Here is a 20689-nt window from a genome sequence, read left to right as displayed (position 1 = left end):
ACGTTTAAGCTCGCCTGGCCGGTCCCGGGGACGTCATGCGCATTCGGAAGCTCGAGATCAGCGGGTTCAAGTCGTTCGTCGACCGGACGGTGGTCCATTTCGACACCGACGTGGTGGGCATCGTCGGTCCGAACGGCTGCGGCAAGTCGAACATCGTCGACGCGATCCGGTGGGCCATCGGCGAGCAGAGCGCGAAGCACCTCCGCGGTAAGTCGATGTCGGACGTCATCTTCAACGGCTCCGAGACCCGCGCCCAGCACGGGATGGCCGAGGTGACGCTCACCTTCGACAACAGCGAGCCCACGGCGGCGTCGCAGCTCCCGCTCGAGTACCGGGACTACGCGGAGATCGCGGTGACGCGGCGGCTCTTCCGCGACGGGACGAGCGAGTACCTCATCAACAAGACCCAGGTCCGGCTCAAGGACGTGACCGACCTGTTCCTCGGCACCGGCGTCGGCACGAAGGCCTACTCCATCGTCGAGCAGGGCAAGATCGGGCTCATCGTCTCGGCGCGGCCGGAGGACCGGCGGATGCTCATCGAGGAGGCCGCCGGCATCACGAAGTACAAGGCCAGGAAGAAGCAGGCCGAGCAGAAGATGGACCAGACGCGGCAGAACCTGCTCCGCGTGGGGGACATCGTCTCCGAGATCCAGCGGAACCTCGCGTCCCTGAAGCGCCAGGCGGCCAAGGCCGAGCGGTACGTGAACTACCGCAAGGAGCTGGAGGACCTCGTGCTCCACGAGGCGTCGCACAAGCTCCTCGAGATCACGGTGCTCACGCAGCGCGAGTCGATCGGCAGGGCCGAGCACGCCGAGCGCGCGCAGGTGGCGCAGACGGCGCTCGCCGCGCGCGAGGCGGAGATCGAGGTCACCCGGCTCGAGGCCCTCGCCTGCGAGGAGCGGGCCGAGAAGGCGCAGAACGAGGCGTTCGCGGCCGACAACCAGGTGCGCACCCACGAGGCGGAGATCGCGCGGGCGCGCGACCGCCTGCGGCACCTGGAAGAGCGGCTCGTCACCGCGGCCAAGGAGCAGGGCGAGCTCGAGAAGACGGTCGACGAGCTCACGAACGAGAAGGCGCAGCTCGAGGCGCAGCTCGCCGGCGTCGAGGAAGAGGAGGCGCGGGAGAGCGAGCTCGCGCTCGAGCAGCACGAGCGGCTCGAGGAGCTGCGCCACGGAGAGCGCACGGCCGAGCACGAGGTCGCGGCGCTGAGGCGGCGGGCCGGCGAGGCCACCGCGGCGGTCGCGGCCGCCGAGGCGTCGCTCGCCGGGTTCGACAGGCGCATGACCGAGATGAGCCAGCGGCGGGCGAAGCTGGAGGACGAGCTCGGGCGGCTGATGTACGAGTCCGAGGAGCTCGAGCGGCGGCGCTCGTCCCTGACGCGGAACGTGGCGGAGCTCGCGGACGGGAAGCGGATCTCCGCGGAGGAGCGGACGCGGCTCGACGCCGAGATGAAGGCGCTGCGGGAGCAGGCGGTCGCGAGCGACCGCACCGTGGAGCACGCGAAGAACGAGCTCGGGCAGCGGCGCAACCGGCTCCGCGCCCTCGAGGAGCTGCACGCCCGGCTGGAGGGCGTGGGCGCCGGGGTGAAGAACCTCCTCAAGACGAAGGACCCGGCGCTGCTCGGGCTCGTGGCCGACCGGATCGAGGCGCCGGCCGATCTGACCGCGGCGTTCGCGGGGCTGCTCGGGGACCGGCTGCAGTGCGCGGTGGTGAGCGACGTCGAGCGCGGGATCGCGCTGCTCGCGGATCTGTCGAAGAACAACCGCGGGCGGGCCAGCGTGATCGCGGCGCGGCCGGCGTTCGTGGCCGGCGCCGCGCGGCGGCCGCCGCGCGGCGAGGGCGTGCTCGGGCCGCTCGTGGACCGGCTCGTGTTCGCGCCGGAGGACGAGGCGCTGGCGCGGGCGCTCGTGGGGGACGCGGTGGTCGTCGAGTCGGCCGCGGTAGCGGCGCGGCTCGCTGCGGAGGGCGCGGGGTGCACGCTCGTGGCGCTCGACGGCACGGTCGTCCGCGAGGACGGCGTGGTGAGCGGCGGCTCGGGCGACGCGGTCGCGGCGGGCATGATCGAGCAGAAGCGCGAGATGCGCGCGCTGCACGAGTTCGTCGCGGCCAAGTCGGAGGAGGTGACGGCGCTGCTCGACGCGCAGCAGAAGCTCCGCCTGCGGATCGCCGAGGTGGGGACGGCGCTGGAGCGGGCGCGCAGCGAGGCGCACGAGGGGGAGCTCGCGCTCGTGACGGCCGAGAAGGACCTGCGCCGCGCGGAGGAGCAGCTCGCCGCGGCGCAGAAGCGCGAGGGCGTGGTGCGCTCCGAGCTCGAGGACCTCGCCGACAACCTCGACGCCGGCGGGAGCGAGCAGCAGGCGGCGCGGGACAAGCTCGCGGCCGGGCGCGCGGCGCGCGAGGCGGCGGCGGCGGGCCTCGAGCACGCCGAGCAGGTCGCGGCCGAGTGGCGCGAGCGGGTGCTCGGGCAGCAGTCGGTCGTGACCGAGCGCAAGGTGAAGCTCGCGCGCGTGCGCGAGCGCGCGGCGGCGGCGCGGGGCACGGTCGAGCGGCTCGCGCGGTCGTGCAACGAGCTCCGCGGCCGCATCGCCCGGCTCGATCAGGAGCGGACCGAGAGCGCGGTCGGCGCCGGGAAGGCCGCGGCCACGATCGTGATCGCGCGTGAGGCGCTCGTCCGCGCCGTCGCCGAGGCGCACGCGGCGCAGGCCACGCTGACCGAGGCGCGGCGCGCGCTGGACGAGGCGCGGCAGGCGCACGCGGGGCGCGAGGCCGACCTGCGCGGGCTGCGCCAGGAGCTCGCCGAGGTGACGGAGCAGCTCCGCAAGCACGAGCTCGCGCTGGAGCGGCTGCGGGTCGAGCACAACCACCTCATCGAGGGGGTGCGCGAGCGCTTCCGCGGGCTGGAGCTCGCCCGCGTGGTCGGCGACTACCACAAGCGGCCGCCGGTCGACGCCTCGCACCGCGCGCGCATCCAGGAGCTGACGGAGCTGCTCGACCGCATGGGCCCCGTCAACCTGGACGCCGTGCGCGAGCACGCCGAGGCCGAGGAGCGGTACACGTACTACTCGGGCCAGAAGGCCGACCTCGAGAAGGCGCTCGACGACCTCGAGAAGGCGATCGCCCAGATGAACCGCGAGTCGAAGCGGCTCTTCAAGACGACGTACGACGGCATCAACGCGCGCTTCAAGGCGCTGTTCCCGAAGATGTTCCGCGGCGGTCAGGCCGAGCTCAGGCTGACCAACCCCGATGACATGCTGGAGACGGGGATCGAGATCCTGGCGCAGCCGCCGGGCAAGAAGCTCGGGAACATCGAGCTCATGAGCGGCGGCGAGAAGGCCCTCACCGCCGTGTCGCTCATCTTCGCGATCTTCCAGTTCAAGCCGTCGCCGTTCTGCATCCTCGACGAGGTCGACGCGCCGCTCGATGAGGCGAACGTGGCGCGCTACAACGAGGCGATCCGGAGCATGACGAGCCACTCGCAGTTCATCCTGATCACGCACATCAAGCGCACGATGCAGTCGGTCGACGTGCTCTACGGCGTGACGATGCAGGAGCCCGGCGTCTCGAAGCTCGTGAGCGTGCGGATCAACGAGACGGCGAAGCGCCCGGAGCGCGAGGCGGCGCCGGCGGCGGCGGTGGCGTGAGCGCCGGATCGGGCGCGGAGCGGGCGGCCAGGCGGCGTCTGTCCCGCGGCGCCTCGGGGTTGCGGCACCTCCGCTGGGCCCGCGAGGTGCTGGCCACGCTCGAGGCGCACGTCGAGCGCAACCCGGCGCTCGCCGACGCCGATCGCGAGGCGCTCCGCGGCGAGGCGCGCGCGCTCGCGGCGTCCGTGCAGGCGCTCAGCGGGGCGGTGAAGCCGTACCGGGATTTCCTCGAGCGGACGCGGGTGCGCTACCGCGGGCACGTGCGCGTCGCGGAGCACCTGGTCCGGGAGGCCGACGCGGACGACGCAGGCGGCGCGGCCGAGGCGGCGCGCGAACGCCTCGGGGAGGCGCTGACGGAGCTCGCCGGGATGGAGGAGACGCAGCGCCGACCGCTCAAGGAGGCCCTGTCGGCGGAGATCGACCGGCTCCGCGAGGCGATGGCGCAGATGGACGCGCGCCTTGGGGAGCGGGTCTCCGCGGCGCTCGTCGAGAGCCTGTACCCGCCGCTCACGGACGACGCGTCGAGGGTCGCCGACGACGGCGATCCGGACGACGACGCGACGGCGAGCCCGCGCTAGCCGCGCGACGGGCGAGCGGCTGGCGAGGCCGGCGACGCGGCGAGGCGCGGGGCATTCGCGCGGCGACGGATCACCTGCCTGCACGCCGGGGTGGAGATGCGGTAAAGAGGCTGCGAACCCACGTTGAGAGGACGTCGATGGGCTGCGCGGAATCGGCCGCTATCCTGCTCCTCCGCGGGCGCGCCGCGGCGAGCGAGCGACTCGAGGCGCTCATCCGACGCCATGTACCGGACGTGGGCGTCACCTCGGACCCGGAGCGCGCGCTCGAGCAGTGCCTGCGCGAGCCGCCGCCGGTGCTCGCCATCGACTGGAGCGACCCGGCCGGCGCCGCGGCGCTCTGCGGCCGCGTGCGGGCGCAGCCCGGCGGCGAGGCGGTGATCGTCCTCGCGCTCACCGAGCGCGACGCGGACGTCGAAGGCATCCTGGCGGCGGGCGCGAGCGACGTCCTGCTCGTGGGCGTCGACGGGGACGGCGCGGGCGCTCGGGCGCGGCTCCGCGTCGCCCGCGCGCGCGCCGCGCGCGAGGCCGCCGCGCGCCACGCGCTCGCGCAGACGCAGGCCCGCCTCGTCCTCGCCGGCCGAATGGCGAGCGTCGGCACGCTGGCCGCAGGCGTCGCCCACGAGATCAACAACCCCCTCGCCTTCGTCATCACGAACGTCGACGCGGCCATCCGGCGCATCGCCTCGCTCGATCGACGGAGCAGCGCCTCGCGCAGCGGCCCCTGGGGGCGCGCTCACGTCGACGGCCGCGCGCCGTCGAGCGAGCTCTCCGAGGTGCTGAACCTCCTGGAGGACGCGCGCGAGGGCGCGGAGCGCGTGCGGCTCATCGTGCGCGACCTCCACACCTTCTCGCGCGCCGAGGACGACCGCCGAGGGCCGGTCGATGTCCGGCGGGTGCTCGAGTCCTGCGTCCACATGGCGATGAACGAGATCCGGCACCGCGCCCGCGTCGTCCGGAGCTTCGACGAGGTGCCGCCGGTCGAGGCGAACGAGCCGCGGCTCGCGCAGGTCTTCCTGAACCTCATCGTGAACGCCGCGCAGGCCATCCCCGAGGGGCTCGCCGAGCAGAACGAGATCGAGCTCTCGACGCGCTGCGACGCTGCGGGGCAGGTCGTCGTCGCGGTGCGCGACACGGGGACCGGGATCGCCTCCGAGGCGCTCGGGCGCATCTTCGATCCGTTCTACACGAGCAAGGAAGAGGGCGAAGGGCTGGGGCTGGGGCTCGCGATCTGCCACTCCATCGTCACGGCGCTCGGGGGGCAGATCGAGGTGGAGAGCCGCCCCGGCGAGGGGAGCACGTTCCGCGTCGTCCTCCCCGCCGCCGGGACCGGCGAGGCGCGCGCCCCGGCTGCGCCCGGCGACGACGCGCCGCGCTGGTCGCGCGAGGGCGGCAGGCTCGCCCCGGCCGAGCTGCAGGCGGCACCGCGGCAGCGGATCCTCATCATCGACGACGAGCCGCTGCTCACGCGGGCGATCGCGGGCACGCTCGAGCCACGGCACGAGACGACCGCGACCGCGAGCGCCCGCGACGCGCTCGCCCGGATCCGCGCCGGTGAGCGCTACGACGCCATCCTGTGCGACCTCATGATGCCCGATATGACGGGAATGGATTTTTACGCTTCGCTCGCGGAGCTCGCGCCCGAGCAGCAGCGCCGGGTCGTGTTCCTGACCGGCGGTGCCTTCACCGAGCGCAGCAAGGCGTTCCTGCAGCAGGTCGACGCCCGGCTGCTCCTGAAGCCGTTCGACGCGGCGACGCTGCTCTCGCTGGTCGACGAGGTCGTCGCGTCGCGCTGACGCGCGCGCTCCTCGACGAGGTCGTCGCGTCGCGCTGACGCGCGCGCTCCTCGACGAGGTCGTCGCGTCGCGCTGACGCGCGCGCTCCTCGACGAGGTCCTCCGCGCCCTGCGCCTCCGAGGGCGAGAGCGCTCAGTGATAGTCGCGCGACTTGAGCGCGACGTCTTGCCCGCTCGGCAGCTCCAGGCGCTCGAGCTCGCGCGCGACCACGTGGATCACCTCTCCCTGCCGCTCGACCCGCCCGGCGACGAGAAGGAGCGCGGCGTGCCGCGCCACATGGTAGTGATCCGCGAAGACCTGCTTCTGGACGATGACGTTGACGACGCCGGTCTCGTCCTCGAGCGTCACGAACGTCACGCCGCTCGCCGTCGCCGGGCGCTGGCGACCGACGACCATCCCGGCGACGCGCACGCTCTCTCCGTTGCGCGCCGCCTTGATCTCCTCGGCGGTCCGCACGCGCGCGCCTCCGCGGCGCCGCTTCAGCGCCGGCCGCAGGTGCCGCATCGGGTGGTCGTGCAGCGACAGGCCCACGCGCCCGTAGTCCAGCGCGAGCTGCTCCAGCGGCCTGAGCGGGGGGAGCCCCACGTCCCTGTCCTTCTCGATCGGCACGTTCTCGAAGAGCCCCTCCACGCGGGGCGCGCGCGCCCGCCAGAGCGCCTCCCGCCGCGCGGGCACCAGCGTCGCCAGGGCGCCCGCCTCGGCGAGCGCCTCCACCTCGTTCTTCTTCAGCTCCGCGCGCCGCACGAGATCCGGGAGGCTCTTGAACGGCGCGTCCTCGCGCGCCGCCACGATCGCCGCCACGGCCGCCTCGCCGAGCCCCTTCACGAGGCGCATGCCGAGCCGCAGCGCAGGGCCCGCCGAGGGCTCGGCGCCGGGCTCGAGGGCCGCGTCCCACGCGCTCTGCACCACGCACACCGGCCGCACCTCCACGCCGTGCCGCTGCGCGTCCTGCACCAGCGCCGACGGGCTGTAGAACCCCATGGGCTGGGCGTTGAGCAGCGCGCAGGTGAACGCCGCCGGGTGGTGGACCTTGAGCCAGGCCGACGCATACACGAGCAGCGCGAAGCTCGCCGCGTGCGACTCCGGGAAGCCGTACTCGCCGAAGCCCTGGATCTGCTGGTAGAGCATCTCCCCGAACTTCGCCGAGATCCCGCGCTCGGCGAAGCCCTGGATGAGCCGCCCGCGGTGCCGCTCGAGGCGCCCGTGCTTCTTCCACGCCGCCATGTCGCGGCGGAGCTGATCGGCCTCGCCCGGCGTGTAGCCGGCGCCCACCATGGCGATCTGCATCACCTGCTCCTGGAAGAGCGGCACGCCGAGCGTCCGCTCCAGGATCGGGTCCAGGCACGGGTGCGGCGACACCGGCGGCTCCTGCCCCGTGCGCCGGCGCAGGTAGGGGTGCACCATCCCGCCCTGGATGGGCCCGGGGCGCACGATGGCCACCTCGATCACCAGATCGTAGAACTTGCTCGGCTTGAGCCGCGGAAGCATCGCCATCTGCGCGCGGCTCTCGATCTGGAACACCCCGACCGTGTCGGCCCGGCCGATCGCCTCGTAGACCGCAGGGTCCTCCGGCGGGATCTGCGCGAGCGCCGCGATCGGATCGAACGCGGCGCCCCGGCCGGCGTGGCCCCACGGCCCCGCGGACGAGCCGCCCCGCTCCGCGTCGGCCGCGACGACCGCGGGCGCGGCCTCCCGCTCCGCATCACCCGAGGCCCCCTCGGGCGCGCCGTCCTGCTCCGCGCGCTCCGCGTGGACCACCGGCCCCCCGAGCGCTGCGTACCGATCCGAATGGATCAACGCGAGCGCCTTGCGGATCGCCGTCAGCATGCCGAGCGCCAGGACGTCGATCTTGAAGAAGCCGAGATCGTCGAGGTCATCCTTGTCCCACGGGATCACCGTGCGGCCCTCCATCCGCGCGGGCTCGACCGGGGCCACCCTGTGCAGCGGCTCCGACGACAGCACGAAGCCGCCGACGTGGATCGAGAGGTGGCGCGGGAAGCCCTCCAGCGCGCTCGCCATCATCACCGCCTGCCGGACGCGCACGTCGTCCGGATCGAGGCCGGCCTCGCTCACCCGCTGCTCGGTGATGTCCGCCTCGTGGTGGAGCACGAGGCCGCTCAGCCTGTCGACCTGGTCCGGCGAGAAGCCGAACGCCTTGCCCACCTCGCGGAGCGCGCTCTTCCCGCGGTAGGCGATCACCTCCGAGACCATCGCCGCCCGGTCGCGGCCGTACATCTCGTAGATCGCCTGGATCACCTCCTCCCGGCGCTCGTGCTCGAAATCGACGTCGATGTCCGGCGGCTCGTTGCGCTCCTCCGACAGGAAGCGCTCGAAGAGCAGGTTGGAACGGGCCGGGTCGACGGCGGTCACGCCGAGCGCGAAGCACACCGCGCTGTTCGCCGCGCTCCCGCGGCCCTGGCAGAGGATCTGCCGCGCGCGGGCGATCTTCACGACCTGCTGCACGCTGAGGAAGTAGGGGGCCACGCCGAGCTTCGCGATCAGGACGAGCTCCTTCTCGATCTGCGCGCGCACCTGGGGCGGCGTCCCCGCGGGGTAGCGGTCGCGGCAGCCCTCCTCGGTGAGGCGGCGCAGCGCCTGGTCCGACGTCTCGCCCGGCATGCAGAGCGCGTCGCTCGGGAAGCTGTAGCGGAGCTCGGACAGCGAGAAGCGGCAGCGGGACGCGACCTCCACCGTGCGCGCGATCCACGCCGGATGATCGCGGAACAGCGCCGCCATCTGCGCGCCGGACCGCACGTACGCCTCGGCGTTCGGCGCGATCCGCGTCCCGGCCTGATCGAGCGTGGCCTTGGTCCGGATGCACGTGAGCACGTCGGCGAGCGGCTTGCGCGACGGGTGGTGGTAGAGCGGGCGCGCGGTCGCCACCGCGCAGGCGCCGTAGCGCCGCTCCGCCGCGAGCGCCGCCGCGACCCGCTCGCCGTCGCGGCGGTCGAGGTGCTTCCAGGTCGCGACGAGCGCGCGCTCGCCGAACGCGTCGCGCAGCGCGCCGAGCAGCGGGCCGCTGACGGCCGCCGGCACGAGCGGATCGAGCGGCACGATCGCGGTGAGGCCCCGCGGCGCCGCCGCGATCGCCTCCGCCGAGATGCTCGCCGTCCCCTTCTCGCAATCGGCGTGCGCGATCGTGAGCAGGCGGCAGAGGTTCGCGTAGCCCTCGCTGTCCTCGACCAGCAGGACCACCGACGGCTGGACCTCCGGCGCGCGCGGCGCGGCGCGCTCGGCAGCCGCGCGCGGCGCGCCGATCGTCAGCTCGGCCCCGACGATCACCCGCTGCTCGATCTTCTTCGCCGCCGTGTGCGCGCGGACGCTGCCGTAGATGCCGTCGCGATCGCAGAGCGCGAGCCCCTCGAGGCCGAGCTCCTTGGCGCGGTGCACGAGCTCCTCGGGGTGCGAGGCGCCCTCGAGGAAGGAGAAGCAGGAGCGGCCGCAGAGCTCCACGAACGGCACCGACGCGCCGGCGCTCACGCGCACCACCCTTGCAGGAAGGCCTCTCCCGTCGCGCGGTCGACGTAGATCCACGCCTCGCCGCAGGAGCTCGAGCTCGCGCCGTCTCGGGGCCGAAGCTCACCGAGCCGCCCCGGGGCCCTGCCGGAGGGCGCTCCAGAGACCAGCCAGGCGCGCGCGTAGTCGCGCGAGGCCGGCGTGGGCGTCCACCACTCCACCGCGTCGATCCGCATCACGAAGGAGAGCCGCTCGATCGCGTAGAGGTGGCGATCGACCGCCACGATCGCCCCGCGCCCCACGCGGCCGAGCGGGATCGGCTGCGCGAGGAGCCGCGCGGGCTCCGGCGCCGGCTGCTCGGCGCCCTCCGCGCTCCCCGCCTGCTCCGCCGCGGACCGCTCCGCCGCGCCGCGCGCGCGGGACGCGGCGGACGGTCGCGCCATCGCCGCGTCGTCCTCGACCGGCACGAGCCGCGAGCGCGCCTCGGGGCGGTGCGCGTCGGCGATCTCCAGGACGCCCACCCGCTCGGCGCCGATCTCCGCCGAGAGCTCGGCCAGCAGCGCCGGCAGGCTGTCGGGATCGACCGAGCGGTCGCGCGACAGATCGAGCTGCACCTGGCGGGCGCGCGCGATCCGGGAGGCGATGAGGTGGACGCCCACCGCGGGCGCCGCGAGCTCGATCCGCTCGAGCTTCGCCTTGATGGGCCGGAGCAGGTCGCCCGCGTCCGAGAGGGGCACCGGCATGTCGACGTGGAAGCGCAGCGAGGGGCCGCGCTCGTCGTCCTCGAGGAGCGCGGCGTCGTCGTCCTCGCGATCGCCGAGCCGGAGCCGCGCGATCGAGCGATCGTAGGCGATCGCCACGTTGAGCCGCCCGCACGCCTCGCCGCGCGCGGCGAGCCGCGACGCGATCCGCGACGTCATGCCGCGCAGCACGAACAGGAGCGACTCGGCGTTCTCGACCGGCTCGTCGAAGAGCACCTCCTCCTCGATCAGCCGGGGCACCTCGTAGGGGAGGAGCGGCACGGGATCGCGGCCGGCGAGGAGCTCCATCACCTCGGTCGTCCGCGGGCCGAGCCGCGCCGCCACCTGCGCGCGCGGCAGGCGCGCGAGGTCCTCGACGCGGAGCACGCCGAGCCGGACGAGGAAGCTCGCCACCTCGCGCTCGACCGGGAGCGCCTGCACCGGCAGCGGCCCGATCGCCTGCGCCCCCTTCCCGGGCGGCGCGATCGGGGCCTCGGCCCCGCGACCGCCGTCCGACGCGTGCGCGCCGAACCGCGCGAGCGCCTGCGCGATCCGCGGCCCGTCCGCGATCGCGAGCCGCGCCCGGTGGCCGAGCGCCGCCACGCGCTCGCCGAGCTCGTCGAGCAGCGCCTCCTCGCCGCCGACGAGGTGCGACGCCCCGGTGATGTCGAGCCACACCGTGTCGTACGGACCGTCGCCCCAGGGGCTCCGCGCCGCGCTCGCGGCGCGCTCTCCGGCGCGGCCCGCCCGCGACGGCCTCGGCGCGCCGGCGCGCTGCGTCGCGCCCTGCTCGCCGAGCTGGATCGACGCCGTCGCCCCGAGCCCGAGCGCCACCTCGGCGACCCGGCCGAGCGCCGCGTCGATCTCGGCGAACGTCACCCGGTGGATCGCCAGGTGCGCGACCAGCGCCGCCGCCTCGACGACCTTCTGCCCCGGCCTCACCCCGTACCGCCGCGCCTCGTCGTCGACCACGTCGATCACCGCCACCGGCGCCGGCGGCTCGCGCTCGGACCGCGCGGCGAGCGCCGCCCGGCGCTCCTCGTCGCCCCCGATGATCACCGCGAGCGGCGCCTTCCCGCTCGGCGAGACCGGTCCGCGCTGCTTCACCAGCTCGCACGCGAGCTGCGGGAGCACGATCGCCACAATGCGCCTCACCGCCATCGCTCCTCCTCCCTCACACCCGCGACAGGGCGGGCCGGGGCTCGCTGCCCGCCGTCCGCTCGGCCTTCACCTTCGATCCCAGCACCACCGTCGTCGGCGAGGTCACGCGCCCGCGGCGGTCCTTGGCGACGCGGACCGTCAGCCGGTCCTCGGCGACCTGCTCGAGCTCCAGCCGCATCGCCACCGGCAAAGGCATCGGCCGCGCCGCCTGGCGGTCGGTGAGGAGCAGGACCGTCCCGTCGCTCCCCTCGGTCGCGAGGGCGAGCTTGCGCACCACGTTGACCCAGCGCGCGAGGTCCTCCTCGCGGCGCCCCGCCGCGGGCGCGCCCCGCTCCCCCTTCGCCGCGCCCTGGCCGAAGGCCCCGGGGACCCCGGCCACGTCGATCACGAGCACCGCGAACGCCCGGCTCATCGCCATCCGGACCGCGACCTTCGCGAGCATCTCCACGGGGGGCCGCGCCACGAGCAGCCGGCTCAGGTCGACCCCCGCCCGCGCGACCGCCGGCGCGAACAGCGAGCCGCTCGGGTCGATCCAGGCGCACCACGCCCCCGCCGTCGCGCTCGTCCCGCGCAGCCGGGCCTCCGCCTGCGCCGATGCGCACGCGGAGAGGGCGACCGAGGTGGACCGCCCGAGCCCCCGCGGCGCGGCGAGCTCGACCACGCCCCCGCGCGGGAGCCCCCCTTCCGGGAGCGCGTCGTTGATTTCCTGTAAAGTGAGCGGGAGCGTCTTGGCGCGCGCTTCGAACTCGGGGAGGGTATGGCGCAGGAGGTCCCGGGCGAGAGGAGCGGCAAGAGCGACGGGCGACATACTGAACACGATAACAGTACCCTCGCGGAGCTGCCAACTTTGCCGGACGAACAACGTCCTACCTGCGCGCGGCGCGTTCTTCTTTCGCCTTTCGCGGGCGGAGGAACGGTCTTCCCGGTGATCTGAGCTCGGAATGGATGGCAGGGCGACGGGGTTGAGTGGAATGCACTCGGCCATGCTTCAATAAGTCCGCCCCGCTGCGTGTCGACCTGGGACCGGCATCCTCCTGACGTGGATGGTGAGGGCCGTCGCCAGGACACTGGGACAGGCCAGGACGGCCGAGGCCGTCACCAGGACGGCGGGGCCAATGGCCAGGACGGCCATGACTTTTGCGCAGTCACCGCGGCGGAGCGGCCGCCACGGGGACGCCCCCGATGTAGCGGGAGCTCGGCCGGATCAGCCGCCCCACGCGCCGCTGCTCGTCGATGTGCGCGCACCAGCCGGCGGACCTGCCCACCGCGAAGGTCGGCGCGAACAGCGCGCGCGGCAGCCCGAGCGCGTCGAGCAGCACCGCCGTGTAGAACTCGACGTTCGCGCGCAGCGGCCGATCCGGGTGCCGCGCGCGGAGCGCCGCCTCCGCTGCCCGCTCGACCGCGCGCGCCAGCGCGAGCCGGGCTCCCCGCGCCCCGCCGGCCGTCCGCGCGAGCCGCTCGATCGCCCGCTCGAGCACCGCCGCCCGTGGATCCCGCACCCGGTAGATGCGGTGCCCCATGCCCATGATCCGCCGGCCCGCCGCGAGCTCCGCCTGGATCCACCGCTCCGCGCTCCCGGGCGACGGCGCGCCGCCCTCGCCCGCCGCCGCGCCGATCGCGTCCAGCATGTCGAGGACCGGCCCCGGCGCGCCGCCGTGGAGCGGCCCCTTCAGCGCGCCGATCGCGGCGACCACGGCCGAGATCGCGTCCGACCCCGTCGAGGTGACCACGCGCGCGGCGAAGGTCGACGCGTTCATGCCGTGGTCCGAGACCGTCACGAGGTACGTGTCGAGCTCGCGCGCCTCGGCCTCGCTCGCCGCCGCGCCCCGCGCCATCCGCAGGTAGTCGGCCGCGAGCCGGAGCGCCGGATCCGGCGCGACCGGCGCCTCGCCCGCCGCGCGCCGCGCCCACGCCGCCGCGAACGTCGCGATCGCCCCGGCGATCGCCGCCGGTGGCGCGTCGCTCCCGAGGTGCGCGACCGCGGCGCGGAGCGCGTCCATGCCGTCGCGCGCCTCCAGCGCGCCCCCGAGCCGGCCGAGGAGCGAGAACGCCCGCACCCTGCCCTCGCCGAGCGCTCCCCGGAGCGCCTCCCGCTCCGCCGCCGCGGGCAACGCGCCGCCCCAGAGCAGCCCGCACACGTCCTCGAAGGTCACCCCGCCGTCGCCGGCCAGCGCCTCGACGTCATGTCCGGCGAGGGTGAGCCTCCCCCGCTCCCCCTCGACCTCCGAGAGCCGCGTCTCCGCCACCACCACGCCCTCCAGGCCGCTCGCGAGCGGCGCCGCCACGTCCTTCATCCCGATCACCTCCACCGAGGACATGTTGGGCATCATGAATGGTTGATCAATCTTGATTGTACAATCAACCATGCACGCTATCGCAGCGCGTCGAGGTCGCCCCCGGCAAGCGGTCGTGAGACCAGCCCCTCCCGGGCTCACGTCGAGGGGAACGGAGGGACGCCTCGGACAGCGGCCGAGGGGCGCGCCGCGCCAAAAATCCCGAGATGGACCGAGGAGCGCGGTGCTAGGAGGGACAGAGGTCGTCCGGCGATCCTCGACCCACGGCGCCTCGATGGTGGACAGGATGGATCTGACGTTGATGGACTCTCATGGTTGATCTACCTGGCCCGGAGCAGCGGCCCTCGGCGTACGTGACCGGCGCCGAGGCCGCGGAGCTGCTCGGCGTGAAGCGGGAGACGCTCTACGCGTACGCGAGCCGGGGCGTGCTCCGGGGCGTGCCCGGCGGGCGAGGGCGCGCGCGGCTCTATCTCAGGGCGGACATCGAGCGGCTCAAGGCGCGGCACGACGCGCGCGCGGGCCACGGCCCCGTCGCCGCCGAGGCGCTCCGGTGGGGCGAGCCGGTGCTCGAGTCGGCGCTCACCGCGATCGGGCCGCGCGGCCCCGTCTACCGGGGCAAGGAGGCGGTCGCGCTGGCGCTCGCGGACGTGCCGTTCGAGGACGTGGCCGAGCTCCTGTGGACCGGCGAGCTGCCCGCGGGGGGCGCGCCGGCCGCGCGGCCGGGCCGGCTGAGCGTCCGGCCGGCGAAGCTCGCGGCGCTCCTGCCGGAAGGCGCGCCGCCGTTCACCGCGCTCGCGCTCGCGGTGCCCGCGATCGGCGCGCACGACGCGACCCGCCACGTGGGCGCGCCGTCGGGCGACGGGCGCATCCCCACGAGCGACGCGGAGCGGGCCCGGGCGCGCGCGCTCGTGCGATCGTCCGCGGCGCTCGTGGGCCTGGGGCGCGACGCGAGCAAGGTGACCGCCGCCCTCGAGGCCGAGGGGACGGCGCGGCGCCTGCTCGTCGCCCTCGGCGCAAACCCGTCGAAGAAGGCCGAGCGCGCCGTGAACCGGGCGCTCCTCGTGTCGGCCGATCACGAGCTGAACGCCTCGACGTTCGCGGTCCGGGTGGCCGCCTCCACCGGCGCCGACCTCTACGCCTGCGTCAGCGCGGGGCTCGCGGCGCTCTCCGGCCCGCGGCACGGCGGCTCCGCCGACCGGGTGGAGGCGCTGGTCGCCGAGGCGGGCCGACCCGAGCGCGCCGCCGCCGCGGTCCACGAGCGGCTGCGCCGCGGCGAGCCCATCGCGGGCTTCGGCCACCGGCTGTACCCGGACGGCGACCCCCGCGCCCAGCTGCTGCTCGACACGGCGCGCGCGCTCGCGCCGCAGAGCGCGGCGCTGCGCACCGTGCTCGCGCTGGTCGACGCGCTGCGCGACGCCGGCCACGATCCGCCGTCGCTCGACGTGGGCCTCGTCGCGATCGCGGCCGCGCTCGGCTTGCCGGCCGGCGCGGCGGCGGCGCTCTTCGCGGTGGGGCGCGCCGCGGGGTGGATCGCCCACGCGTTCGAGCAGCGGGAGGCGGGCTACATGCTGCGGCCGCGGGCCCGGTACACCGGCCCGTGATCGCCGCCGGCCGCGCTCTACCTAGAAATTGACCTGCATGCCGAGCTCGACGACCCGGTTCGGGGGCAGCCCGAAATAGGCCGTCGCCGGCCGCGCGTTCCGCGAGATGAACGCGAACAGCGCCTTTCGCCACCGGGACATCTTCGAGCTGCCCGTCGTCAGCAGCGTCTCCCTGCCGAGGTAGTAGCTCGTCCTCCCGAGATCGATGATGAGCCCGTGCCGCTTGCATCCCTCCAGCACCGACGGGGCGTTCGGCGTCTGCATGAAGCCGTAACACGCCGTGACCTGGTAGATGCCCTCGCCCCGCGGGATCACCGTCGTGCGCCGCTCCGCCGGCACCTCGGGCACGTTCAGCACCTGGATCGAGAGGAGCACCACCTGCTCGTGCAGCACCTGATTGTGCTTCACGTGGTGCAGCAGGATCGGCGGCGTGCCCTCCGGGCTCGACGCCATGAAGACCGCCGTCCCGCGCACCCGGTGCGGCTTCGTGCGCTTCACGTCCTCGAGGAACACGTCGAGCGGCAGGATCGCCGACTTGATCGCGGCCGCGAGGTGCTTGCGCCCCGTCTTCCAGGTCGTCATCACCGTGAAGGTCGCCGCCCCCATCACGATGGGCACCCAGCCCCCGTGGAAGAACTTGGCGCTGTTCGCCGCGAAGAACGCGAGATCGATCACCAGGAAGAGCCCGGCGAGGGGGAGCGACTTCCAGACCGGCCATCCCCACGTCTTCCGGGTGACCACGTAATAGACCACCGTCGTGATCCCCATCGTCCCGGTGACGGCGATGCCATACGCGGCCGCGAGCGCGCTCGAGTTCTTGAAGGTGATCACGAGCACGAGGCACGAGACGAGGAGCCCGCTGTTCACCTCGGGGATGTAGATCTGCCCCGCCTCGTCCTTCGAGGTGTGGACCACCGTGACGCGCGGGAAATAGCCGAGCTGCACCGCCTGCTGCGTCAGCGAGAAGGCCCCGGAGATGAGCGCCTGGGACGCGACGACGGTCGCCGCAGTCGCGATCGCCACCGTGGGGTAGAGCGCCCACGACGGGACCAGCGCGTAGAACGGGCTCGCCGCGGCGGTCGGGTCCTCGAGGAGCTTCGCGCCCTGGCCGAAGTAGTTGATGAGCAGCCCCGGCCAGACGATCGTGTACCAGGTGTACTTGATCGGCTCGCGGCCGAAATGGCCCATGTCGGCGTAGAGCGCCTCGCCGCCGGTGATGCAGAGGACGACCGCGCCGAGGATGAGGAAGCCGTGCACCTTGTTCTCGACGAAGAAGCTCACCGCGTACTCCGGTGAGACGGCCCGGAGCACGCCCGGGCTGTGGACGATCTCCTTCGCTCCCAGCAGCGCGAGCGCGAGGAACCAGACGAGCGTCACCGGCCCGAAGACCGTCCCTATCCCGGCCGTGCCGCGCTTCTGCACGAGGAACAGGGCGAGCAGCAAGGCGCACGTGATCGGCACGACCGCGGGCTTCAGGGTCGACGTCGCGACCTCGAGGCCCTCCACCGCCGACAGCACCGAGATCGCCGGGGTGATCACGCCGTCGCCGTAGAGGAGCGACGCGCCGAAGAGGACGAGGAGCACGAGCAGGCCGCGGCCGTCGCCCTTGCGCTCGCTGTTCGGCACGAGCGCGAGGAGCGCGAGGATGCCGCCCGCCCCCTCGTTGTCGGCCCGCGTGATGAACGTCACGTACTTGATGGTCACCACCAGCATCAGCGACCAGAACATGAGCGAGAGCACGCCGAGCACGTTGGCCGGCGTCAGCGCGACGTGGTGCGGGCTGGCCGGGCTGAAGCACTCCTTCATCGCATAGAGAGGGCTCGTCCCGATGTCGCCGTAGACGACCCCGAGCGCCGCGAGCATCAGCGGCCACATCTTCTTCGTGCCGTGGGCGTGCGCGGCCGAGGGGGTCGGCGCGCGTCGCTCTGCGCCCGGGACCGGCTGTGGGCTTGTGGTCATCGGGGCGAATCCTACTCCATCGCGAGCGCGCGCCGCGAGGAGGCGGAGCGCGTCGGGCGGCGACCGCTCAGCCGAGCGCGCGCGCCACCGCGGTGAGATCCTCGATGAAGCGGGAGAGCTCGGCTTGCCTGGAGGCCTCGTCCGGCATGCGGAGGATCGAGGCCGGGTGCACCGTCGCGAGCGTGCGCGGCGCGAGCGGCGAGGCGACGATCCGGCCGCGATCGCGCGTGACCCGGAACGAGCTCCCGAGCAGCGCCTGCGCCGCCGTCGCGCCGAGGCACACCACGATCTGCGGCTCCACCACCGCGATCTCTGCCGCGAGCCAGGGGAGGCACGCGCGGATCTCGCGCGCGTCGGGCTTCTTGTGGATGCGCCGCTTGCCGCGCGGCTCCCACTTGAAGTGCTTGACCACGTTGGTGACGTACGCCCGGCGTCGATCGATCCCCGCCTCCTCGAGCGCGCGATCGAGGAGCTGCCCCGCCGGGCCCACGAACGGCTTGCCGGCCAGGTCCTCCTTGTCGCCCGGCTGCTCGCCGAGGAGGAGCACGTCGGATCGCGCCGCTCCCTCGCCGAACACCGTCTGCGTGCCGCGCTCCCACAGCGGGCACGCCCGGCAGCCCGCCGCGGCCTCGCGCAGGCTCGGCAAGGAAGGGTGGCTGGGTACGAGCGCCTCCGCCGTTGTCGCTCCGGCCACGGCGTCACGCCCTGCTGCATTTCGCCTCGCCACGGTCACCATGGTTTCCTCGAGCTCACCGGGAGCATCGCTCATGCCAGCAGCTCGAGCGCGTTCGAACGCGGCGCGTCGCGAGGCGCACGGCCGAGCCGGCTTGACGGCCCATGACGGCCTTCCCATAGTGGCTCAGTCCCCGGACGTTGACCGACCAGTCAGAATGCCCCGCCTCGCCGATCGCCGCGCCAGGATCGAGTTGCTCCGCGCCGCCGAGGCAGCGTTCACCGAGCGCGGCCTCGCGGCGGCGCGGGTCGAGGACATCACCGAGCGGGCCGGCGTCTCGAAGGGCGCCTTCTACCTGCACTTCCAGAGCAAGGACGACTGCTTCAAGCAGATCGTCGAGACCTTCATCGCGCGCCTGGCCGGGTGCGTGGAGCCGCCGCCCATCGTCTTCCAGAGCGAGCGGGCGTCGATCAACGAGTACCTGAAGCGGGTCCTCGCGCACGACGTCGAGGTGCTCGAGTTCTGCTGGCAGAACCGGGCGCTGCTCAAGATGATGCTCGCGGGCGGCGGCGGAGCCCCCTACGCCTACCTGATCGACGAGTTCGCCCAGCGCGTCGCGCGCCAGGTGGAGAGCCGCGTCCGGTACGCGATGGATATCGGGCTCTACCGGCGCGATCTCGAGCCCGGCGTCATCGCCGCGCTCGTCTCCGGCGCCTTCGATCGCCTGGTGCGCAAGCTGATCGACGCGCCGTCGAGGCCAGACATCGGCGCCTGGTGCGCGCAGGTGCTCCAGCTCTTCACGCACGGCCTGCTCGCCCCGGAGGTGCGCGCCGTCGCTGACCCGTCGGTCATGGAGGCACCGCCGCGCAGCGCGCCGCAGACCACCGGCGCCGCGCCGGCCGCTAGCGCGGGCGGCGAACGCGGCGGCGGTGAGCGCAGGCGCTCCAGGGCCAAGGCGACCTGACGCGCGCGCCGGCTCACCCATGCGGCCGGCCTCGGCAGCCCTGGCGAGTCGCTGTCGTCGGATCAGCGCTCACGGCACCAGGATCTTCCCGATAGAGGCTGGGAGCGCCCGGCGCAGAATGAGGGCTTTTGTACAGGAAATCCCTGATGCGTGATTCCTCATCACCCTAGCGGTCGGTCGGGCGCCATCTGAGGTACAGCTAGCCGTCAACGGACTCCAGCTTCGGGACAGCCAGGGGGTGGGGTCGGGGAAGCGGAGGGCGCCGCTCGGGCGATCTCCGGAGGAGCGCAGCTACGGGGGCGGTCCTGATCGTTCAGCCGCGTCATGTCGGCCGCCGCGCGCTCCGGCCGATGACGGGCGCTCGCTGGGCGGTTCTCCGCCGGGAACGGGCGCTGTCGAGGGGGGGCTGCATGAGCACACGGTTCGGTTGCGATAGACGGTTGTTCCAGGAGCTGCTCCGGCAGACGTGCCGCTCGATTCAATGGAGCGCCGACGCCGAGCGGTCGATCGCGGAGAGGATCGAGATCGCCCTCGAAGAGCACGCGCTCCACGTCTGCACGCCGGACGTCGATCTGCGCGTCCGGCTGACCAACGACTTCGCGCTCGCCATCGCGATACGCGTGCTCTCCTTCGGGGACGACGCCGAGGCGTCGCTGAGCAAAGCCCTCTGTGACGACAGATCGTTGATGGCGGAGCTCGTGAAGGCGGAGTGGCAGCTCGTGCGCACCGCGTGCAGGACGGCCGAGCGGACCGCCGGGAGCCTGGTGTTGCTGACGACGGTGCCGGAGGCGTGAGCCCAGAGCAGCACGCGCCGCGGCTGCGCTCCACGCGCGCTCGACGAGGGATCCGCGGGAACGAGGACGACGGGTCGACCGCCTGCTCGACCGACTTCATGGGCGGGCTGAGCCTGAACGTTGATCGCTCAAGAGGAACGCTGAACACGGCATGACGCGACCGGGCCCACGAGGCGAAGCAGATGGCGCCCCAGATCAGCTACAGTATCTACGTTCGTTTCAGGGGCAGGCGGCTCGCGCTCATGAAGCACATCCGCTCGCTCGAGGCGGCGCGCTCCGCGCTGCTGGCGCTGCGGGCAGAGCGGTTCCACGACGCCGATCAGGTGTTCCTCGTCAACGACGGGACGAAACAGATCGTGGAGGAGGGGGGATGGGAGGGCGGCCCGGAGCCGGCGATGAACCGGGAGATCGGCGTCAGCATCCGAGTTCGCGCGGACGACCCGCGCAGGGAGCGAGCGCACGGCGCGGTGAGCGAGGCGGTCCGCGCGCTGCGGGGGGGCAAGGCGCCCGCGCTGCTCGAAGCGCACGAGGCCCCGGCGGCGCCCGTCGATCCCGAGGCCCGCGCGGACGACGAACCCCGGCGCGACGGGACAGAGCGGAGATGGTCCAGGATCGAGAGCCTGGAGCCCCCGCGCGCACGCCTGCGCCGCGCGATGGCGGCAGCTCGGATCGCCCGAGCGCGCCACGACGCCGCGCTGGAAGCCCTGAGCAGACTCCAGCCCGGCGGGAGGATGGACGAGATCACGCTGGTCGGGATCAGCGATTCCGCCCGCGCGGTGTCGGAGCAATCGACGCACATCCTGGAGCAGCTCGAACGACTCCTCGCGCGCCTCGAAGGCGCGAGTTGACCGGAGCGAGGTGCGCACAACGCCACTCCGCTCCTCTTCCTGCGCCCTCCCTGCCTCATGAAAGGTGGTTGAGGTCGTCGGACGCGATGACCAGCGCTCAGCGCGCACGAGAACAGCCGATGATCGCCCCGTTGACCGATCGCGCAACGCAACCATAGCTTCGTCGTCATCAGGTCGCCGCGGCTCC

13 protein-coding genes are annotated in these 20689 nt (G+C 73.7%); 7 read left to right on the top strand and 6 right to left on the bottom strand.

Going from position 1 to position 20689, the window contains the following annotated elements; all coding sequences use genetic code 11:
- Window positions 1-35: 35 nt before the first annotated feature.
- From smc to WME96_RS08950, 3 genes are all read left to right on the top strand, one after another.
- Entirely contained in the window at window positions 36-3641 is a 3606-nt protein-coding gene (gene smc / locus WME96_RS08960) for a chromosome segregation protein SMC (RefSeq protein WP_437289734.1), read from the top strand.
- Entirely contained in the window at window positions 3638-4219 is a 582-nt protein-coding gene (locus WME96_RS08955; RefSeq protein WP_437289733.1) for a hypothetical protein, read from the top strand. The genes smc and WME96_RS08955 overlap by 4 nt, the downstream gene beginning before the upstream one ends.
- A gap of 137 nt (window positions 4220-4356) precedes the next feature.
- On the top strand, window positions 4357-6012 hold the full coding sequence (locus tag WME96_RS08950; RefSeq protein ID WP_437289732.1) for a hybrid sensor histidine kinase/response regulator: 1656 nt from the start codon (window positions 4357-4359) through the stop codon (window positions 6010-6012).
- Window positions 6013-6144: 132 nt separating this feature from the next.
- Here WME96_RS08950 and dnaE read toward each other — a convergent pair whose 3' ends face one another.
- The 4 genes from dnaE to WME96_RS08930 all read right to left on the bottom strand — a co-directional run bounded on the left by dnaE (window position 6145) and on the right by WME96_RS08930 (window position 13699).
- The gene (gene dnaE / locus WME96_RS08945) at window positions 6145-9492 is read right to left on the bottom strand and encodes a DNA polymerase III subunit alpha (RefSeq protein WP_437289731.1); all 3348 of its coding nucleotides are present in this window, start codon (window positions 9490-9492) and stop codon (window positions 6145-6147) included.
- The gene (locus tag WME96_RS08940) at window positions 9489-11369 is read right to left on the bottom strand and encodes a DinB/UmuC family translesion DNA polymerase (protein ID WP_437289730.1); all 1881 of its coding nucleotides are present in this window, start codon (window positions 11367-11369) and stop codon (window positions 9489-9491) included. Before WME96_RS08940 ends, dnaE begins: the two co-directional genes overlap by 4 nt.
- A 13-nt stretch (window positions 11370-11382) precedes the next feature.
- Window positions 11383-12177, bottom strand: a complete 795-nt coding sequence (locus WME96_RS08935; protein WP_437289729.1) for a recombinase A — start codon at window positions 12175-12177, stop codon at window positions 11383-11385.
- Window positions 12178-12514: 337 nt separating this feature from the next.
- A complete protein-coding gene (locus WME96_RS08930; protein ID WP_437289728.1) occupies window positions 12515-13699 on the bottom strand; it encodes a citrate synthase in 1185 nt (394 codons plus the stop codon).
- 275 nt (window positions 13700-13974) lie between these two features.
- Here WME96_RS08930 and WME96_RS08925 point away from each other — a divergent pair, with 275 nt between their 5' ends.
- On the top strand, window positions 13975-15264 hold the full coding sequence (locus tag WME96_RS08925) for a citrate synthase family protein (protein ID WP_437289727.1): 1290 nt from the start codon (window positions 13975-13977) through the stop codon (window positions 15262-15264).
- A gap of 21 nt (window positions 15265-15285) precedes the next feature.
- On the opposite strand, the gene WME96_RS08920 is transcribed toward WME96_RS08925, so the two are convergent.
- Together WME96_RS08920 and WME96_RS08915 are read right to left on the bottom strand one after the other, a co-directional pair.
- Window positions 15286-17223 carry a potassium transporter Kup gene (locus WME96_RS08920; protein ID WP_437289726.1) on the bottom strand — a complete coding sequence of 646 codons (1938 nt, stop codon included), beginning with the start codon at window positions 17221-17223 and terminating at the stop codon, window positions 15286-15288.
- 67 nt (window positions 17224-17290) lie between these two features.
- A complete protein-coding gene (locus WME96_RS08915; protein ID WP_437292292.1) occupies window positions 17291-17959 on the bottom strand; it encodes a UdgX family uracil-DNA binding protein in 669 nt (222 codons plus the stop codon).
- A 154-nt stretch (window positions 17960-18113) separates the two neighbouring features.
- Here WME96_RS08915 and WME96_RS08910 point away from each other — a divergent pair, with 154 nt between their 5' ends.
- From WME96_RS08910 to WME96_RS08900, 3 genes are all read left to right on the top strand, one after another.
- Window positions 18114-18860 carry a TetR/AcrR family transcriptional regulator gene (locus WME96_RS08910; protein WP_437289725.1) on the top strand — a complete coding sequence of 249 codons (747 nt, stop codon included), beginning with the start codon at window positions 18114-18116 and terminating at the stop codon, window positions 18858-18860.
- 410 nt (window positions 18861-19270) lie between these two features.
- A complete protein-coding gene (locus WME96_RS08905; RefSeq protein WP_437289724.1) occupies window positions 19271-19654 on the top strand; it encodes a hypothetical protein in 384 nt (127 codons plus the stop codon).
- 182 nt (window positions 19655-19836) lie between these two features.
- Window positions 19837-20502, top strand: coding sequence for a hypothetical protein (locus WME96_RS08900; RefSeq protein ID WP_437289723.1), 666 nt, complete (start codon window positions 19837-19839; stop codon window positions 20500-20502).
- The last annotated feature ends 187 nt before the right edge of the window (window positions 20503-20689 follow it).

This window comes from Sorangium sp. So ce406 (genome assembly GCF_051474675.1).
Lineage (GTDB): Bacteria > Myxococcota_A > Polyangia > Polyangiales > Polyangiaceae > Sorangium > Sorangium cellulosum_G.
Note: the sequence above shows the minus strand (reverse complement) of the source record. Positions and strands in the feature narration are given on the sequence as shown.